At 67.5% G+C, this 16987-nt stretch carries 16 protein-coding genes; 4 read left to right on the forward strand and 12 right to left on the reverse strand.

Annotated elements, in window-relative coordinates; genetic code table 11:
• Positions 1 to 62: 62 nt before the first annotated feature.
• The 6 genes from hemC to QMX81_RS00030 all read right to left on the reverse strand — a co-directional run bounded on the left by hemC (position 63) and on the right by QMX81_RS00030 (position 6118).
• Entirely contained in the window at positions 63 to 974 is a 912-nt protein-coding gene (hemC, locus tag QMX81_RS00005; RefSeq protein WP_282257132.1) for a hydroxymethylbilane synthase, read from the reverse strand.
• Between the two features lie 55 nt (positions 975 to 1029).
• The gene (locus QMX81_RS00010) at positions 1030 to 1758 is read right to left on the reverse strand and encodes a LytTR family DNA-binding domain-containing protein (RefSeq protein WP_282257135.1); all 729 of its coding nucleotides are present in this window, start codon (positions 1756 to 1758) and stop codon (positions 1030 to 1032) included.
• A gap of 10 nt (positions 1759 to 1768) precedes the next feature.
• On the reverse strand, positions 1769 to 2815 hold the full coding sequence (locus QMX81_RS00015; protein WP_121040115.1) for a histidine kinase: 1047 nt from the start codon (positions 2813 to 2815) through the stop codon (positions 1769 to 1771).
• Positions 2816 to 2819: 4 nt separating this feature from the next.
• Positions 2820 to 3485 carry a dienelactone hydrolase family protein gene (locus QMX81_RS00020; RefSeq protein WP_282257418.1) on the reverse strand — a complete coding sequence of 222 codons (666 nt, stop codon included), beginning with the start codon at positions 3483 to 3485 and terminating at the stop codon, positions 2820 to 2822.
• A 75-nt stretch (positions 3486 to 3560) separates the two neighbouring features.
• A complete protein-coding gene (mdoH, locus tag QMX81_RS00025) occupies positions 3561 to 5468 on the reverse strand; it encodes a glucans biosynthesis glucosyltransferase MdoH (protein ID WP_282257146.1) in 1908 nt (635 codons plus the stop codon).
• Positions 5469 to 5938: 470 nt separating this feature from the next.
• Positions 5939 to 6118 (reverse strand): hypothetical protein, encoded by a 180-nt coding sequence (locus QMX81_RS00030; protein ID WP_121040121.1) that lies wholly within the window; start codon positions 6116 to 6118, stop codon positions 5939 to 5941.
• A gap of 194 nt (positions 6119 to 6312) precedes the next feature.
• Between QMX81_RS00030 and QMX81_RS00035 the strand changes: the two genes are divergently transcribed.
• Complete coding sequence (locus QMX81_RS00035; protein ID WP_088433745.1) at positions 6313 to 6702, forward strand: DUF2628 domain-containing protein; 390 nt, start codon at positions 6313 to 6315, stop codon at positions 6700 to 6702.
• 30 nt (positions 6703 to 6732) lie between these two features.
• On the opposite strand, the gene arsC is transcribed toward QMX81_RS00035, so the two are convergent.
• Complete coding sequence (gene arsC / locus QMX81_RS00040; protein WP_282257157.1) at positions 6733 to 7167, reverse strand: arsenate reductase (glutaredoxin); 435 nt, start codon at positions 7165 to 7167, stop codon at positions 6733 to 6735.
• Complete coding sequence (gene arsH / locus QMX81_RS00045) at positions 7164 to 7913, reverse strand: arsenical resistance protein ArsH (RefSeq protein ID WP_282257159.1); 750 nt, start codon at positions 7911 to 7913, stop codon at positions 7164 to 7166. The genes arsC and arsH overlap by 4 nt, the downstream gene beginning before the upstream one ends.
• A gap of 39 nt (positions 7914 to 7952) precedes the next feature.
• Between arsH and QMX81_RS00050 the strand changes: the two genes are divergently transcribed.
• The 3 genes from QMX81_RS00050 (at position 7953) to QMX81_RS00060 (ending at position 10002) form a co-directional block, all read left to right on the forward strand.
• Positions 7953 to 8279, forward strand: coding sequence for a metalloregulator ArsR/SmtB family transcription factor (locus QMX81_RS00050; RefSeq protein ID WP_121040127.1), 327 nt, complete (start codon positions 7953 to 7955; stop codon positions 8277 to 8279).
• Positions 8280 to 8304: 25 nt separating this feature from the next.
• A complete protein-coding gene (gene arsB, locus QMX81_RS00055) occupies positions 8305 to 9375 on the forward strand; it encodes an ACR3 family arsenite efflux transporter (RefSeq protein ID WP_282257164.1) in 1071 nt (356 codons plus the stop codon).
• A 72-nt stretch (positions 9376 to 9447) separates the two neighbouring features.
• Positions 9448 to 10002 carry a DUF1003 domain-containing protein gene (locus tag QMX81_RS00060; RefSeq protein ID WP_282257166.1) on the forward strand — a complete coding sequence of 185 codons (555 nt, stop codon included), beginning with the start codon at positions 9448 to 9450 and terminating at the stop codon, positions 10000 to 10002.
• Positions 10003 to 10017: 15 nt separating this feature from the next.
• Here QMX81_RS00060 and arcD read toward each other — a convergent pair whose 3' ends face one another.
• From arcD to QMX81_RS00080, 4 genes are all read right to left on the reverse strand, one after another.
• On the reverse strand, positions 10018 to 11442 hold the full coding sequence (arcD, locus tag QMX81_RS00065) for an arginine-ornithine antiporter (protein WP_121040133.1): 1425 nt from the start codon (positions 11440 to 11442) through the stop codon (positions 10018 to 10020).
• 108 nt (positions 11443 to 11550) lie between these two features.
• Positions 11551 to 14145 (reverse strand): methyl-accepting chemotaxis protein, encoded by a 2595-nt coding sequence (locus tag QMX81_RS00070; protein WP_282257170.1) that lies wholly within the window; start codon positions 14143 to 14145, stop codon positions 11551 to 11553.
• Between the two features lie 330 nt (positions 14146 to 14475).
• A complete protein-coding gene (locus QMX81_RS00075; RefSeq protein WP_282257171.1) occupies positions 14476 to 15942 on the reverse strand; it encodes a SulP family inorganic anion transporter in 1467 nt (488 codons plus the stop codon).
• Between the two features lie 176 nt (positions 15943 to 16118).
• On the reverse strand, positions 16119 to 16958 hold the full coding sequence (locus QMX81_RS00080) for an AraC family transcriptional regulator (RefSeq protein ID WP_282257172.1): 840 nt from the start codon (positions 16956 to 16958) through the stop codon (positions 16119 to 16121).
• Positions 16959 to 16987: the final 29 nt, after the last annotated feature.

The raw sequence follows: 16987 nt of genomic DNA on the forward strand, positions 1-16987 counted from the left end.
GGCCGGCTCATCGCGTACCTTGTGCAGCATGGACTGCCGGCCAGCGGCCGGCACTACGCTCCTCAGACCGCGAGCAGCTCCCCGGCACCGGCATCGAGCAGGCCACGCGCCACGCGCTGGCCCAGCGCCTCCGGATCACTGGCCGGGCCACGCGCTTCAGCGCGCACGATCCGGCCATCGGCGACACCGCCGACCAGGCCCTGCAGGAACAGATTCTCGCCTTCCCATTGCGCAAAGCCGGCGACCGGCACGTGGCAGCTGCCGTGCAGTGCACGGTTCATGGCACGCTCGGCTTCCACACAGGCACGTGTGTCGGCATCGTCCAGCGCTGCGAACAGGCCCATCACCTCCGCGTCCTCACCGTTGCATTCCACCGTCACCGCGCCCTGTGCCGGGGCCGGCAGCCAGTCCGGTGCCGCCAGGCGCGCCACGATGCGGTTGCCCAGGCCGAGCCGCTCCAGCCCTGCCACGGCCAGCACGATCGCGTCGTAGCCGCCGTTGTCCAGCTTGGCCAGGCGCGTGTTGACGTTGCCGCGCAGGTCCTGCAGCTCCAGGTCGGGGCGCAGCGCGCGCAGCTGGGCCTGGCGGCGCAGCGACGAGGTGCCTACCCGCGCGCCGATCGGCAGCGCGTCCAGCGAGGCGTACAGATTGGAGATGAAACCATCGGCCGCGTCATGACGGGTCAGCATCGCCGGCAGCGCGAACGGCGCATCCAGCTCCATCGGCACATCCTTGAGCGAATGCACGGCGCAGTCCGCTTCGCCACGCAGCATGGCCAGTTCCAGTTCCTTGAGGAACAGGCCCTTGCCGCCGATCGCGGCGAGCGAACGATCCAGCACCTCGTCGCCGCGCGTGCTCATCGGCACCAGCACCACCTCCAGACCGGGATGCGCCTGGCGCAGGCGGTCGGCAACATATTCGCTCTGCCACAGGGCAAGCGGGCTCTTTCGGGTGGCGATGCGCAGGGTCTTCATGGCGCCATTATCGACGCACAGGGGCGTATCGACCAACGGTCGCGCACAGCCCCGCCTACAGGTACTTGAGGTCCTGCTTCAGGCTGGCCACGCAACGGCGGCTGACTTCCAGCGGCCCGTGGCCATGCCGCAATACCGCCTGGACCTGGCCTGCGCCATTTCGTCGCAGCTCGACCAGTTCGTGCCGGGCGACCAGGCAATTGCGGTGGATGCGCACGAAGCGGTTGCCGAATTCCTCTTCCAGCGACTTCAGCGACTCCTCCAGCAGGTCTTCGCCGCGGGCGTGATGCACCACGACGTATTTTTCTTCGGCCTGCAGGTAGTGGATGTCCTCGACCGGGATCAGCCGCAGGCTGCCGCGCAGGCGTGCGCACAGCAGGGTACGCGCCTGCTGGCTGGCGGGGGTCGCCGGGCCACTGCGGCCGGCGAGGAAGGTGCGCGCACGCTCCAGCGCGGCCGCCAGGCGCTCGGGGCGCACCGGCTTCATCAGGTAGTCGATCGCGGCTGCCTCGAAGGCGGACAGCGCATGCGCGTCGTATGCGGTGCAGAACACCACCGCCGGGCGTGGCTCGAAGGTGGCCAGATGGCGGGCGGCTTCCAGCCCGTCCAGGCCGGGCATGGCGATGTCGAGCAGGACCAGGTCCGGTTGCAGCTCGGCGCAGGCGTGCAGCGCCTGTTCGCCGTTCTCGGCCTCGGCCACCACCTCGATGCCGGTCTGGTCAGCGAGCAGGGAGCGCAGGCGCTCGCGGGCCAGCGGTTCGTCGTCGGCGATCACCACCTTCAAGACAGTTTCCTCACTGGACCGGGACCGTGATTTCGCAAGCATAGTAGCCGTCGGCCCACGCCCCCGTCATCCGCGCGGCCGGGCCGAAGCGCCAGGCCAGGCGATGGGCGATGTTGCGTTGTGCATGCCCGGCGCCCTGCAGGAGCGGCAGCCCGCGCGTGGCCGGGTCCGGTGCCGGGTTACGCACGCGGATGCGCAGATTCGTGCCGTCACTGGACAGTGCCAGCACGATCGTGCCACCGGCGGGCACCCGCGAGATGCCATGCAGCACGGCATTTTCGACCAGCGGCTGCAGTACCAGCCGCGGCATCGGCAGCGACCAGGGCAGCGGCTCGTCGCGCAGCCAGATCACTTTCAGGCGTTCGCCCAGCCGTAGCGATTCGATCGAAAGATAGCGCTCGGCCAGTTCGCACTCGGCCTGCAGGGTGGAATCGCCATCGCCGGCACCGAGGGCTGCGCGGAACAAATCGGACAGATCCAGGACTGCGCGTTCGGCCACGTCCGGATCACGCCGCAGCAGGCTGGCGATCAGGTTCATGCTGTTGAACAGGAAGTGCGGCCGGATCCGCGCCTGCAATGCATCCGCCTGGGCCCGTGCGTTGGCCAGCATCTGCGCGCTGCCGCGGTCGCTGACGTAGAAGTAGCGCAGCGCCAAGGCAGTGATCAGCGCGGTCATCGCCGCACTGCCCAACGTGAACCGCCAGAAGCCGACCGCCTGGGCAAAGCTGCTGCCGCCGAGCACGCCGTACAGCGCATGCACGATCGCCGCGCACGCACCGGCGATCAGCCCGGTCATCAGCACCACCAGCACCATGCCCGGCACTTCGGGCAAGCGCGAGAGCACCGCGCGCACGCTGCACAGGCTGACCGTCACTGCCAGCGCCAGCCACAACGCGAAGCCGCTGGCGGACAGGAAGTCCGGCAGCGTCCAGTGGCGACTGCCATCGGGGGCCAGCGCCACCACGACGACCACCAGCTCGGCCAACCCCAGCATCGCCGCCAGCCGCGGCAGGCGGCACAGCTCGGGCAACCAGGACTGCTGGCGCGGGTCGCTCATGGCGTCAGGCGGCGAAGCGCGCCTCGAGCCAGTCGCCCAGCGCCTGCAGTTCCTCGGCGCAGACCTGGTGGGCCATCGTGTAGGTGTGCCACTGCACCGGCAGGCCGAGCGCGCTCAGCGTCTGCGCGGTGTGCTCGGCGATCGCCACCGGGATCACCGGATCCTGGGTGCCATGGGCCATGAACACCGGCACGCTGATGGCATCGGCCACGCGCGCGGCAGCTGCCTTGGCCGGATCCGGCAGATAGGTCGACAGTGCGATCAGCCCGGCCAGCGGACGGGTGCGACGCAGCAGTGCGCTGAGGATCACCGCCCCGCCCTGCGAGAAGCCGGCCAGCAGGATGCGTTCGGCCGGAATGCCGCGGGCGACCTCGCGCTCGATCAGCAGTTCCAGTTCCACGATCGAGGCGTCCACGCCGGCGCTGTCCGCGCGCGAACGGAAATCCATGCTGACGATGTCATACCAGGCGCGCATCGGCACGCCGTTGTTGATCGTGATCGGCTGCACCGGCGCATGCGGGAACACGAAGCGAATCGCCGGCCAGTGCGGGCGCACCAGTTCGGGCACGATCGGGGCGAAGTCATGGCCGTCGGCACCCAGGCCATGCAGCCACAGCACCGACCACTGCGGGTCGGCGCCGGTTTCGTTTTCCACGGTATCCAGCATCAGGCGGCTCCAGTACGTTCAAGCCGCATTATGACCGCGGCCCGCGGCAATGGGGCGGCGATACCTGGATTGCCGTGATCAGCCGGGGGGATGTGCCTCGGCCGCAGCACGGCGCAGCTCGGCCGCGCGCACCAGCACCTTCGGCGGTGCCGATTCTTCCGGGATTTCCATCAGGCCCAGCCGGTGCATCCAGACGCCAGCGGTGCGCGAGGAGGTGAAGCCCACCACCGGAATCGCCAGCACCATGCCGATCACCACCGGTGCCATCCATGCGGCCAGCGAGGGCGAGACCGCGTAGGCCAGCGCGCCCATGAACAGGCCGAACACACTCAGCCCACCATAGCCACGCGCCAGCGCCAGCCAGGACACGCCGCCATCGTCGCGCTGCTGCGCGTCCCAGCCCGAGTCCTTGCCGGCCAGCACCTCAGCCACACCGCGCGACTGGACGTACATCACCACCGGCGCCATCAGCGCGGCGAGGATGGTCTCCAGCAGCATCGAGATGAAGGCGCGGATGGTGCCACCGCAGCCACGGCGTTCGACCGGCTCCAGCAGCATCGCCAGGTAGCCCAGTACCTTGGGCGAGAGCAGCACCACCATGGTGATCGCGAACATGCGGATCACCTGGGTCTCATCCTGGTGGCGCCAGTAGACACCGGGCGAGAGATGCAGCACTTCATTGAGGTCGATGCCGCCCTGGAACAGCGGAATCGCGATGCCGATCAGCATCAGCATCGCCCACATCGGCGCGGTGAAGTAATGCCCGATGCCGACCAGCATGTGCATCCGGCTGACCCAGTGCAGGCCCTTGGAACCGACCACCTTGGCGTGCTGCAGGTTGCCCTGGCACCAGCGGCGGTCGCGGACCAGCAGATCGGTCAGGGTCGGCGGGCCTTCCTCATAGCTGCCTTTCAGGTAGGGCACCATGTGGGTGGCCCAGCCGCCACGGCGCATCAGCGCGGCCTCGACGAAATCGTGGCTGAGCACGTGCCCACCAAACGGCTCCTTGCCCGGCAGCGACGGCAGGCCGGCCTGCTCGGCGAAGGCCTGGGTGCGGATGATCGCGTTGTGGCCCCAATAGTTGCTCTCCGCGCCATGCCACCACGCCACGCCGCGGCCGATCACGGGGCCGTATACGCGCCCGCCGAACTGCTGCATGCGGGCAAACAGGGTGCGCCCACCAACCACCGCCGGCAGGGTCTGGATCAGACCAACATCCGGGTTGTGTTCCATGCCCGCGACCAGGCGCACGATGGTGTCGCCGGTCATCAGGCTGTCGGCGTCCAGGATCAGCATCTGCGGGTAGGCACCGCCGAAACGGCGGACCCAGTCGGCGATGTTGCCGGCCTTGCGTCCACTGTTGTCGCCGCGGCGACGGTAGAAGATGCGGTCATGGCCACCGACCGCATCGCACAAGGCGTGGAAGGCCGCTTCCTCGGCCTGCCCGATGTCATCGCGCCGGGTATCGCTGAGCACGTAGAAATCGAAATTCGCCAGCTGGCCGGTCTCGGCCACCGACTCATAGATCGCCTGCAACCCGGCCAGCAACCGGCGCGGATCTTCGTTGTAGGTGGGCATCAGCAGCGCGGTGCGCGTATGCACGGTCGGCAGCGGCGCGTCCGGATCGATGCCGAGCTTGTAGCCCCGATCGAATACCGCGGTCAGGAAACCGGCCACGGCCCCGGCGAAGGACAACGCGATCCAGGCGAACAGGCCCACGAACAGCACCAGCAGGCAGGCTTCCAGCACACTGATGCCATTGACGGCGAGCACCTTCCACATCATCCGGCTGGCGGCGGCGGTCATCGCCGCGGTACCGCCCAGGATGTAGAAACGACGCAGCCCGATCATCCGCGGTGAGGTGCGCTGGCGCGGCACCTGCAGCTGCCCTTCGCGCAGGGACTGCTCAGGCATCGGCAACGGCGACTCGGCCGGCAAGGTCGCCCGGCCGGCGTCCAGCGGGGCGTTCAGGGTCTGGGTACTCATGCGCGGTGTCCCTGTGCAGGGCGTGCCAGGCCGGGGGTGCCAAGTGTGGAAAGGGGCATCCTGAGCCCGGCGTACACGATGGCACGCATGCGTCCTGTCGGCGCGGGCCGGAGACCGGCACGCAGCGTATGTCTGTGACTACCGGAACCCACGAACTCTCCAAACCGCTTGAGACGAAAAATGCGGCTCAGTCTAGGGCGCGAATTGTAAGGTGCGCGCGAAGGGCGGCGCGGGGATTTCTCCGCATTCAGCTTTTGGATCGAGACAAGTGGAGGCCCCCTCGCGGCCAAGGGCGCGCAGGCCCTGTGCCATGGGCTTCTGCCCATTCAGCTTGCTGGCGGCGCCGATCAGCCCCCTACTGCAACGCGACCGGTCCCCAGGGCCTGCGCAGGATCAGGCGGCGCCGGTGGTGCGCAGTTTTTCGCCCTGCAGCGGGTCGGGCCGGCAGCGTTGACAGGCGCGGCAGCGGCTCAGGCGGCGGTGGCGGCGATGGCCAGGTCGGTCTCTACCGGCGGGCGCGACAGCGCGCGCGCGCTCACCTGCGAAAACTGCAGCTGGGCGAGCAGGTGTTGCGCCTGGGTGGCAACCGGGCACGGGGTGATCTGCGGCCCTGCTTGCGGGCGCTCGGGGGACATCACATCAATGGACATGGTCTGGCATCTCGTTGACTTCTCATTTCCCACGGGGCTTCCTGCCGCGCGGATTGCGCACCCTATCGGAAAACCGGGACGAATGTGTGACGGCCCGCGCAGTCCCTGACAGGCGGCATGTAGAGCGTCGAAAAATTGGCGCGGATCAAGAGCTTGCGGCTATCATGTAATCGTTTTCAACACACGATTCGGATATGGATTCCAACACTGCTTCCCCCTACAGCCCCAAGTGGCAGTTCCGCTTCAACTTCTTCGAACAGCACGGCGCCCCCAATTCGCCAACCTTCAAGGCCGCGTACAAGACGCTGCCGTTCGGCCAGAAGATCAAGGTCAACTTCAACTTCTTCGCCCTGTTCTTCAGCTGGATCTACCTGCTGATTCTGGGCATGTGGCGCAAGGCGCTGACCATCCTGGGCATCACCCTGGTGCTGATGGTCGTCGTGGCCTTCCTGCCGGACGTGGTCGGCCGTGCGATCGGTGTGGCCTGGTCGGTGCTGATCGCGTTGACCACCAACTATTCGTACTACCTTGAAAAGGTAAAGGGCGATACCAGCTGGAACCCCTTCGCCGGCATGCGCTGGTAAGGCAGCACGCAGGCGTGGATAAGAGCCCGGTCATTGACCGGGCTTTTTTGTGGCGCGTCGGCCGTGGGCGTCGATCACCACCTCGCCATCTTCCTTGCGGAACGGCGCCTGCACCGGCGGCAGGATCTCCAGCACGGTCTCCGAGGGCCGCGCCAGGCGCACCCCCAGTTCGGTCTGCACGAACGGCCGGTTGATCAGGATCGGATGGGCCAGCATCGCATCCAGCAGTCGGGTGTCGTCCAGCGTTGGATCGGCCAGGCCCAGTGCGGCATACGGGGTGCCTTTCTGGCGAAGCGCATCGCGGACCTGCAGGCCGGCAGCGGCGATCAGTGCGATCAGAAGCTCGCGATCCGGCGGAGTGCGCAGGTACTCCACCACCTCCGGCGCCACGCCGGCATGGCGCATCAGCGCGAGCACATTGCGCGAGGTCGCGCAGGCCGGGTTGTGATAGATCACGGCCTTCATGCGCGGTCTCCCACGCCAAGCGGCAGCGTCGCGGCCGGCTCCACCACGCCGGCATCGCGGGCCAGCTGCGCCGCCTGCGCGTCGTCCTTGCGCTCGCTGTAGCGGTCGGTGAGGTAATCACTGTTGTCACGGACCAGCAGGGTGAACTTGACCAGCTCCTCCACCACATCCACGACGCGGTCGTAGTACGCCGAGGGTTTCATCCGCCCCTGCGCATCGAACTCCTGCCAGGCCTTGGCGACCGAAGACTGGTTGGGGATCGTCACCATCCGCATCCAGCGCCCGAGCACCCGCAATGCGTTGACCACGTTGAAGGACTGCGAGCCGCCACACACCTGCATCACCGCCAGGGTGCGGCCCTGGGTGGGGCGTACGCTGCCTTCGGACAACGGCAGCCAATCGATCTGATTCTTGAACACCGCACTTAGGGTGCCGTGACGTTCCGGGCTGATCCAGACCTGGCCTTCGGACCACTGCGACCAGGCGCGAAGCTGCTGGACCGTGGGGTGATCGGCGTCCACCGCATCGGCCAGCGGCAGTCCGTGTGGGTCAAACAGACGGACCTCGGCGCCCAGGTGCTGCAGCAAGCGCTCGACTTCCCTGGCCAACAGGCGGCTGTAGGACTGGGGACGCAGCGATCCATACAGCACCAGGATCCGGGGCGGGTGGGCACTGGCGGGCCCGGCGAACCGGCTGGGATCCGGGAGGTCGACCGCCGCACAGGTCAGGTTGGGCAGCAAGGACATGAGGTTGCTCCGGCTTGATTGTTCGACTATTCTAGAAACATGGAACATAAAACTGCAACCCACGCCTTGGCCGCCCTCGGGCATACCACCCGCCTGAGCGTTTTCCGCCTGCTGGTCCAGGCCGGCCGGGGTGGCCGCCTGCCCGGGGAAATCGCCGCCGACCTCGGCCTGCCCGGTGCCACGCTGTCCTTCCACCTCAAGGAACTGAGCGCGGCGGGCCTGGTCAGCGCCGAGCCGCGTGGGCGCAGCATTTGCTACCGCGCCGACTTCGAGGCGATGAACGGCCTGATCGGCTACCTCACCGAGAACTGCTGCGCCGGCGAGGCGGACTGCGGTTCCGCTGGCCCATGCGCGCCGTCGTGCTGATCCGTTGGTTGCCGGGCCCATCGCGATGACGACACCTGCCACGCCACGCCTGTCCTTCCTGGACCGCTGGCTCACCCTGTGGATCTTCGCGGCGATGGCGGTTGGCGTGGCCCTGGGCACCCTGTTCGACGGCCTGCCCGCCGCGCTGGACGCCATGACCATCGGCGGCACCAACCTGCCGATCGCCGCCGGCCTGATCCTGATGATGTACCCGCCCCTGGCCAAGGTGAAGTACGAGGCGCTGCCCGCCGTCTTTGCCGACAAGCGCGTGCTGGCGCTGTCGCTGCTGCAGAACTGGGTGGTGGGGCCGGTGCTGATGTTCGCGCTGGCCGCGCTGTTCCTGCACGACCGCCCGGAGTACATGACCGGGCTGATCCTGATCGGGCTGGCCCGGTGCATCGCCATGGTGCTGGTCTGGAACCAGCTGGCGCGCGGCGACAATCAGTACGTGGCCGGCCTGGTCGCGTTCAACTCGCTGTTCCAGATCGCCTTCTTCAGCGTCTATGCGTGGCTGTTCCTGACCGTGCTGCCGCCGTTGTTCGGGCTGCAGCGCAGCGTGATCGATGTCAGCACATGGACCATCGCCGGCGCGGTGCTGGTGTATCTGGGCATTCCCTTCGCGGCCGGCTATCTCGGGCGACGGCTGCTGCTGCGGGTGCGCGGGGCTGACTGGTATGAAACGCGCTTCCTGCCCGCCATCAGCCCGGTCACCTTGATCGCACTGCTGTTCACCATCGTGGCGATGTTCAGCCTCAAGGGCGGCGATCTGGTGCGCATTCCGCTGGATGCGGTACGCATCGCCATGCCGCTGACGATCTACTTCTTCGTGCAGTTCCTGCTGAGCTTCTTCATGGGCCGCTGGATCGCACGCGACTATCCGCGCACCACCGCCATCGCCTTCACCGCGACCGGCAACAACTTCGAACTGGCCATCGCCGTAGCGATTGCAGCCTTCGGGCTGGGTTCACCGGTCGCGTTCGCCGCCGTGATCGGGCCGCTGGTGGAGGTGCCGGTGTTGATCGTGCTGGTCCATCTGGCGCTGCGGCTTGGGCGTCGCGGTTTCCAGCCACCACCGGCAGCCTCCGACGGAGCGTGAAGCAGCCACATCATCACCACGCGTTCTCCCACCGCGGCTCACCCTGCCCGCACCTGTCCGCCGGAGTCCGCAATGTCCACGCATCCCAACAGCGAACGACTGGAAAAAGCCGCCCGGTGGCTGGGCCGCCAGACCCATGACCTGGACGCGATCGCCAAACGCGTCATCGGCCGCCAGGCGGTCATCGACGATCCCAACCAGCGCCTGGCCGAGCAATCCACCTTCGGCGAACGGCTGGCCGACCAGGTCGCGCGGTTCGGCGGCTCGTGGCGCTTCATCCTGCTGTTCGGCGCAGCCCTGCTGATCTGGGTGGTGCTCAACACCGAGGTGCTCGGTGCGACCGCGTTCGATCCTTACCCTTACATCTTCCTCAACCTGATGCTGTCGATGCTGGCCGCGATCCAGGCGCCCGTGATCATGATGAGCCAGAACCGCCAGGCGGAAAAAGACCGGCGCATGGCCAGCTACGATTACGAAGTGAACCTCAAGGCCGAACTGGAGATCATGGCATTGCACGAGAAGGTCGATACGGTCAGCAACCAGATCCTGCTGCAGGTCCTGCAACAGCAACAACAGCAGATCGATCTGCTGACCGAACTGGTGGCGCGCGGCAACCGGGAAGGCTGAGCCGATCCGGCGCGGTCATGCCAGGTGCAGATGACCCTGGTAGAGGCCCCACGCCGCCCAGCCGGCAACGACGATCACGGCCGCCACGATCACCTGCTCGGCCCGGGTGAACAGCTGCTGCCCATGCTGGTGCTTGGCGGCCGCGAACATGGCAATGCCCGGGGCGTACAGCAACACCGACAGCAGCACCTGTGACAGCCCACCGGCATAGACCAGCCACAGCGCGTATACCGTGGCCAGACCGGCCACCAGCAGATCGCGGACCCGCAGCCCGGGCTGTCCGCCATAGGTTTCCCCGCGCAGCGCCAGCAATGCACCGTAACCGGCCGAGAACAGATACGGCACCAGGCTCATCGATGCCCCCAGCAGCACCAGGCTGGTATAGGTGCCTGCACTGAACAGGGTGATGATCAGAAACAGCTGGATCAGCCCGTTGGTGAGCCACAGCGCGTTGGCGGGCACCTGCCGTGCGTTCTCGCGCCCGAGGAACGCCGGCATCGTGCCATCCCCCGCTGCCGCGTACAGCACTTCGGCGCACAGCAGCACCCATGCCAGCAATGCCCCCAGCACCGAGACGATCATGCCGATGATGATCAACGTGGCGCCCCAGGGCCCGACGATGGCCTCCAGCACGAAGGCCATCGAGGGATTGCGCGCCTGTGCCAGCGCCTCCTGGCGCAATACGCCCATCGACAGCAGATTGACCAGCATCAGCAGCGCGAGCACGCACACAAACCCGATGATCGTCGCGCGCCCGACATCCGAACGCTTGGCCGCGCGCCGCGAGTAGATGCTGGCACCCTCGATGCCGATGAACACCCAGACCGTGATCAGCATCATGCCCCGCAGCTGCTCACCCAGGCTGCCCAGTTCCGCCGTGCCCCAGAACTCGCCGGTGAAGATATCGGCCTTGAAGCCCACGGCGGCGATGATCAGAAACACCACGATGGGCACGATCTTGGCGACAGTGACGACCGCATTGACCAGGGCGGCCTGGCGGATGCCACGCAGGATCATTGCGTGCATCGCCCACAGCAGCACGGAGGCGCATGCCACCGCCTGCCAGGTATTGCCCTCGCCGAAGGCCGGCACGAAATAGCCCAGGCCGCTGAAGATCAGCACGAAGTAGCTGACATTGCCGAGCAGCGAGCAGACCCAGTAGCCCCACGCCGCGGAAAAGCCGATGTAATCGCCGAACCCGGCGCGCGCGTACGCATAGATACCGGTATCCAGCTCGGGCTTGCGGTTGGCCAGGTTCTGGAACACGAAGGCCAGCATCAACATGCCCAGGCCGCTGATCATCCAGCCGATCAAGGCCACACCCGGGCCGGCGCTGCGCGCGATGTTCTGTGGCAGCGAGAAAATGCCGGCGCCGATCATCGATCCGACCACCAGGGCAGTCAACGCGGTCAGGCCGAGCCGGTCGGAACGAGAGGTCATGTGCTCACCATCGGCAAACAGAATAGCGCCGATTACCAACGCCCGGCGGTGAGCACCGGGTGAACCGGCCCTGCCGGCGCGCCGTTGGCACCGGCGCGCCGGTCCGGATCAGAAGGTCTGCCAGTCCTCGCCGACCAGTGCCGCCGCAGGCACGCGCGCAGCGGTCCGCGCGGGGGTGGCACGACGCGCCGGTGTGCCCGCCGCCGCCGCACTGGCCTGCAGGCGGAAGATCGCCACCGCCGTGCCCAGCTGCTGCGCCTGCTCTTCCATCGCGCGCGCGGCCGCCGTCGCTTCCTCCACCAGCGCGGCATTCTGCTGGGTAGTCTCGTCCATCTGGGTGATGGTCTGGTTGACCTGTTCGATACCGGCGGACTGTTCCTTCGAGGCTGCCGAGATCTCGGCCATGATGTCGTTGACCCGGCGCACGCCGGTGACGATCTCTTCCATCGTACGGCCGGCGGTCTGCACCAGGGCCGAGCCCGCGCTGACCTGGGTGACCGAGTCGTCGATCAAGGTCTTGATCTCCTTGGCCGCCCCGGCGGAGCGCTGCGCCAGTGCGCGTACTTCGGTGGCCACCACCGCGAAACCCCGGCCCTGTTCGCCGGCACGGGCGGCTTCCACCGCAGCGTTCAGCGCCAGGATGTTGGTCTGGAACGCGATGCCGTCGATCACCGAGATGATCTCGGCAATGCGCTTGGACGAGGCCTCGATGCCCGCCATGGTGGTCACCACCTGGCCGACCACCACACCGCCCTGCGAAGCCACCTCGGCAGCGCCGGCGGCGAGCTGGTTGGCCTGCACCGCGTGGTCTGCATTCTGGCGAACCGTGGAGGTGAGTTCTTCCATCGATGCGGCGGTCTCTTCCAGGCTGGCAGCCTGCTGCTCGGTGCGGCGCGACAGGTCGCTGTTGCCTGCGGCAATCTCGCCGGCGGCGAGGTTGATGCTGCCGGTGGCCTGCTGGATGCGGCCGACGATGTCGGTCAACTGCGCTACCGTGGTATCGGCATCGTCACGCATCCGCGCGAACACGCCATGGAACTCACCGCGCATGCGCGCCGTGAGATCACCCGCGGCAATGGCACGCAGCAGCGCGGAAATCTGCTGCAGGTTGTCATCGCTGACCTGCATCATGGTGTTGAGGTTTTCGACCATCGCGCGGAAGTCGTGGTCAAAGCGCACCACATCCCCACGCTGGCTGAAATCACCCACCGCCGCCGCCCCGGCCAGATCCCCGATCTGGGTATTGATGGCGCGCAGGTTGGCCTTGGTGGTATCCATTGCAGCAGTAAAGGCGGCCTGCTCGCCGGGCAGGCGGTCCATGTCCGGGCTCAGGTCACCGACCGCGTAGCGCTGCATCACTTCGACCAGGCGACGCGTGACCGCGATGTTGGCGCCCACCAGCTGGTTGGTGTCTTCCACCATCTTGCCGTACTCGCCCGGGAAGGTCTGCGCGTCCATGCGGTAGCTCAGCTCACCCGCCTCGTGTCGCTGGGCCATTTCACCCTGCGCGGCCATCACTGCGCGCAGCTGGCTGCGCATGCGCTGCATCGATTCAAGCAGCCGGCCGACCTCATCATTGCGCGCGGGCGGCAGCGGCGTATCCAGACGTCCCTCGGCGACGTCGGCCGAGAGCCGGACCGCATCGGCCAGCGGGCGGATCGCCTGTCGGCGCAGCAACACGTACACGCTGCCACTGAGCACCAGTGCCGCACCCAGACCAACGGCCAGGATGATCCACAGCAGCGCACGTGCCTGCGCAGTGATCAGCGCATGCGGCACGATCACACCCAGCGCGAAATGCTCTTCGCTGCCGCCGATGCGCAGCGGCACGTAGGTCTTCACGTTGCCTGCCGCATCCGGTTCGAAGGCATCAAAGGTCTTGTCTGCCTTGACCGCCGCCAGTACCTGCGTGGTCAGCGCATCCTCGCGGCGCTTGCCGATCTCGCTGGCGTCCTTCGCGGCCAGCACGATCCCGCCGGGCGAGATCAGTTCCACATGGCCTTCCTCCATGGGCCGCAGCGCGGCCAGGTGCTTCTGCAATGCGGCCAGCGCGAAGTCCACCGTCACCGCACCAACAAACGTCCCTTGGTCGATCACCGGGGTGGACAGCGTGGTCATCAGCACCTTCTGACCGCCGATCTCGTAGGTGTAGGGCTCGGCGACGGTCTGCCGCTTGAGCGCCTTCGGCTTGAGATACCAGTCGCCATCGCCGGGCACGTCATAGCCGGTCAGCGCATCCTGCATCGGCGCGCCGTCGTGCCAGGCCCAGTAGCTCATGAACCGGCCGGTATCATCGTGTGCCTCGGCGCCGACGAACTCGGCATCCTTGCCATCGAAGGCGTCGGGTTCCCACAACGTGCCGAAGCCCACCCATTCCGGGTGCACCTGCACCTGCTGGTGGATCACCGCAGACACCGTCGCCCGCGACAGCGTTCCCGCAGCGCGCTGCACCAGCAGGTTCTGCGCCAGCGCCTGGCTGGTGGCGAAAGCACTGGAGAGATCACCACTCACCCGCAGCGCTTCGGCCTGGGCCTCGCTCTGCATGGTGTGGCGGGAGGCATCCACCAGCGACGCGCTTGCTTCGCGATAGCTGATGGCAGCGGTGACACCGAAGCAGAGCATGGCGATCAACGCCGTACCCAGCATCAGTCGGTTGGCGATGCTGCCAGGGCGCGTGGAAGCAGTGGGGCGGGACACGGGCATGGGGGCGGTTCCGGAAAAAGGGCATACCGGCGGACGCAGTCACGCGCCGCCACGGAGACACGCAGTCCATTGCGGGCCGGCACGCACGCGGTGCAATCACGGCGCGGCCAGCAGGGATCGATGCAACGTCGGATCAGCACAGGCAGCCCGCCGCCACTCCCGGCTGCGCTGGTCCTGTGCTGGGGGTCACCGCGTCGTACGCCACGGTGCCACCGCCCTGCCCTGTGGAGATGCCGCCTGCCCGCACCGTGACGGCGCTGGCCCAGAGAAGGGACTCAGCTGGATAACGGCGTGATCGGCGCGATGTTTAGCGCGGCTTCCTGACCGTGTTCAGTGAACGCCCGCACCACGCTCGCCGCGCCCCAGCCGCTCCACCAGCGTCTGGCTGGCCGCGTTGAGTCCGATCACCTCCACCTGCGCCCCGCGTGCGCGCAGTTTGCCGGTCACCCGTTCCAGCGCGCCCACGGCGCTGAGGTCCCAGAAGTGCGCACTGCTCAGATCGATGGTCACGCGCTCAGGCACCTGCAGCAGGTCGAAGGCCGCCGCGAACTGCCCGGCCGAGGCGAAGAACACCTGCCCGCTGACCGTGTAGACACGGGTGCCGTCGGCCGTGTCGGCCTCGGCGATGTCCAGCATCCGTCCCACCTTGCGGGCGAAGAACAGCGCCGACAGCAGCACGCCGGTCAGCACCCCCTTGGCCAGATCGTGCGTGGCCACGGTGACGACCACCGTGCCCAGCATCACCACCGAGGAGCTTTTCGGATGCAGCCGGAACTCGGCGAACGAGCGCCAGTGGAAGGTGCCGATGCTGACCATGATCATCACCGCGACCAGCGCGGCCATCGGAATCTGCCGGACCCAATCCGCGCCGTAGACCACCAGCAGCAGCAACAGCACGCCCGCCACCAGGCAGGACAACCGGCCACGGCCGCCGGAGGACACATTGATCACCGACTGCCCGATCATCGCGCAGCCGCCCATGCCGCCGAACAGCCCGGCGGTGATGTTGGCCAGGCCCTGCCCGGCGCACTCACGGTTGCGTTGGCTGGGGGTGTCGGTCATGTCTTCCACAATCTGCGCGGTCATCATCGACTCCAGCAAACCGACTACCGCCAGCGTGGCCGAGACCGGCAGCAGGATGCGCAGGGTCTCCCAGGTGAGCGGCACATCGGGGAGCAGGAAGGTCGGCAGGCTGTCCGGCAGCGCACCCATGTCGCCGACGGTGCGGATGTCCAGGCCCAGCCAGATCGACAGCGCGGTCAGCACCACGATCGCCACCAGCGGTGAGGGCACCGCCCGGGTCAGCAGCGGCAGCAGATAGATGATCGCCAGGCCGGCCGCGCACACGGCGTACACCGTCCATGGCATCCCGATCAGCTCGGGCAACTGCGCCAGGAAAATCAGGATGGCCAACGCGTTGACGAAGCCGGTGATCACCGAGCGCGAGACGAAGCGCATGAGTGCACCGAGCTTGAGCGCGCCCGCGACGATCTGCAGCAGTCCGGCCAGGATCGTCGCAGCCAACAGGTACTGCAGGCCGTGGTCGCGGACCAGATCGACCATCACCAGCGCCATCGCGCCGGTGGCGGCGGAGATCATGCCCGGCCGGCCACCGGCGATGGCGGTGACCACCGCGATGCAGAACGAGGCGTACAGGCCAACCTTGGGGTCGACCCCGGCAATGATGGAAAAGGCGATCGCTTCGGGAATCAGCGCGAGGGCAACCACGGCGCCGGACAGCAGATCACCGCGGATGTTGCCGAGCCATTGCTGGCGCAGCGGGTAGGACACAGACATGGACAGACTCCACGCACCGGCGATGCGCACGGCGCGTTGTGTGATGAAGACAAAGCACTCCCTGAGCCAGCGCAGAGGCCGGCGCGTCGTCAACGCGGTATCAGGGTGGCGTCATCACAGGGGTCCTGCCGGGGCAGCGGAAGCGGCGCGCAGGATAGCGCAGTCCTCCGATGGTCTCAAACACGGGCCGCCAGTTCACCTCGCGCGTTGCCTGCCCAGCGCGACGGTGCCTGCCCGGTCACCCGCCGGAACGCCGCGGCGAACTTGCCGGGGTTGGCATAGCCCATCGCCAGGGCGACCTCGGTGACGCTGCGGCCGGCCAGCAGCATCGGCTTGGCCGCCTCCATCCGGCGCCACGTGAGGTACGCGTAAGGCGTCATGCCGGTTGCGATCCGGAAGCCGCGGCTGAATCCGCTGGCCTCCTGCCCGACTTCCTGCGCCATGCGGGCAACGCCCAGATCGTCGCCGAGATGGGCATCGATCAGTTCCTGCACGCGCTTGAGGTGCGTCGGCGACAACGCGCGTCGCGTCGCGGGCGCCGCAACCGGCAGCCCCGCCAACCGCTTCAGCACCAGATCGACACCGTGCTCAAAGAACGCGGCAGAACCGGCATGTGCTTCGGCGCAGTGCCACAACGCCCCCATCACCGAGGCGATCACCGGGTCCTCCTGCAGCGCCGACGCCGCCCAATGCAGCTGCTCCACGCGCACACCGCGACCCTGCAGATGCCGCGCGTCGATCGCCAGGCCCAGCAGCGCCAGCCCTGGGCTGCGGAATTCGCCCGGGCAGTCCGGCAACACCACATTGAACGCGCCTGCGCGCCAAGGCTGCGCGATGCGTCCGAGCGCCGTGCGCTGATACAGGGTGCCGCCGCCGGCAGTGAGCAGCCCGATGCGCAACGCACTGCCCTCACCCATCGCGCCCTGCGCCGCGGCGAACGTATGGCGGAGCATCAGCACCGAGCCGTCGGCATTGCCCACGCACGCGTCCAGCGGACCGCCACTTTCGGACGCCACGCGTGCAGCCACGGCAGTCGTTGGTGAGG

Origin of the sequence: Stenotrophomonas sp. PS02301 (genome assembly GCF_029959485.1) — a bacterium.
Classification (GTDB): Bacteria; Pseudomonadota; Gammaproteobacteria; order Xanthomonadales; family Xanthomonadaceae; genus Stenotrophomonas; species Stenotrophomonas maltophilia_Z.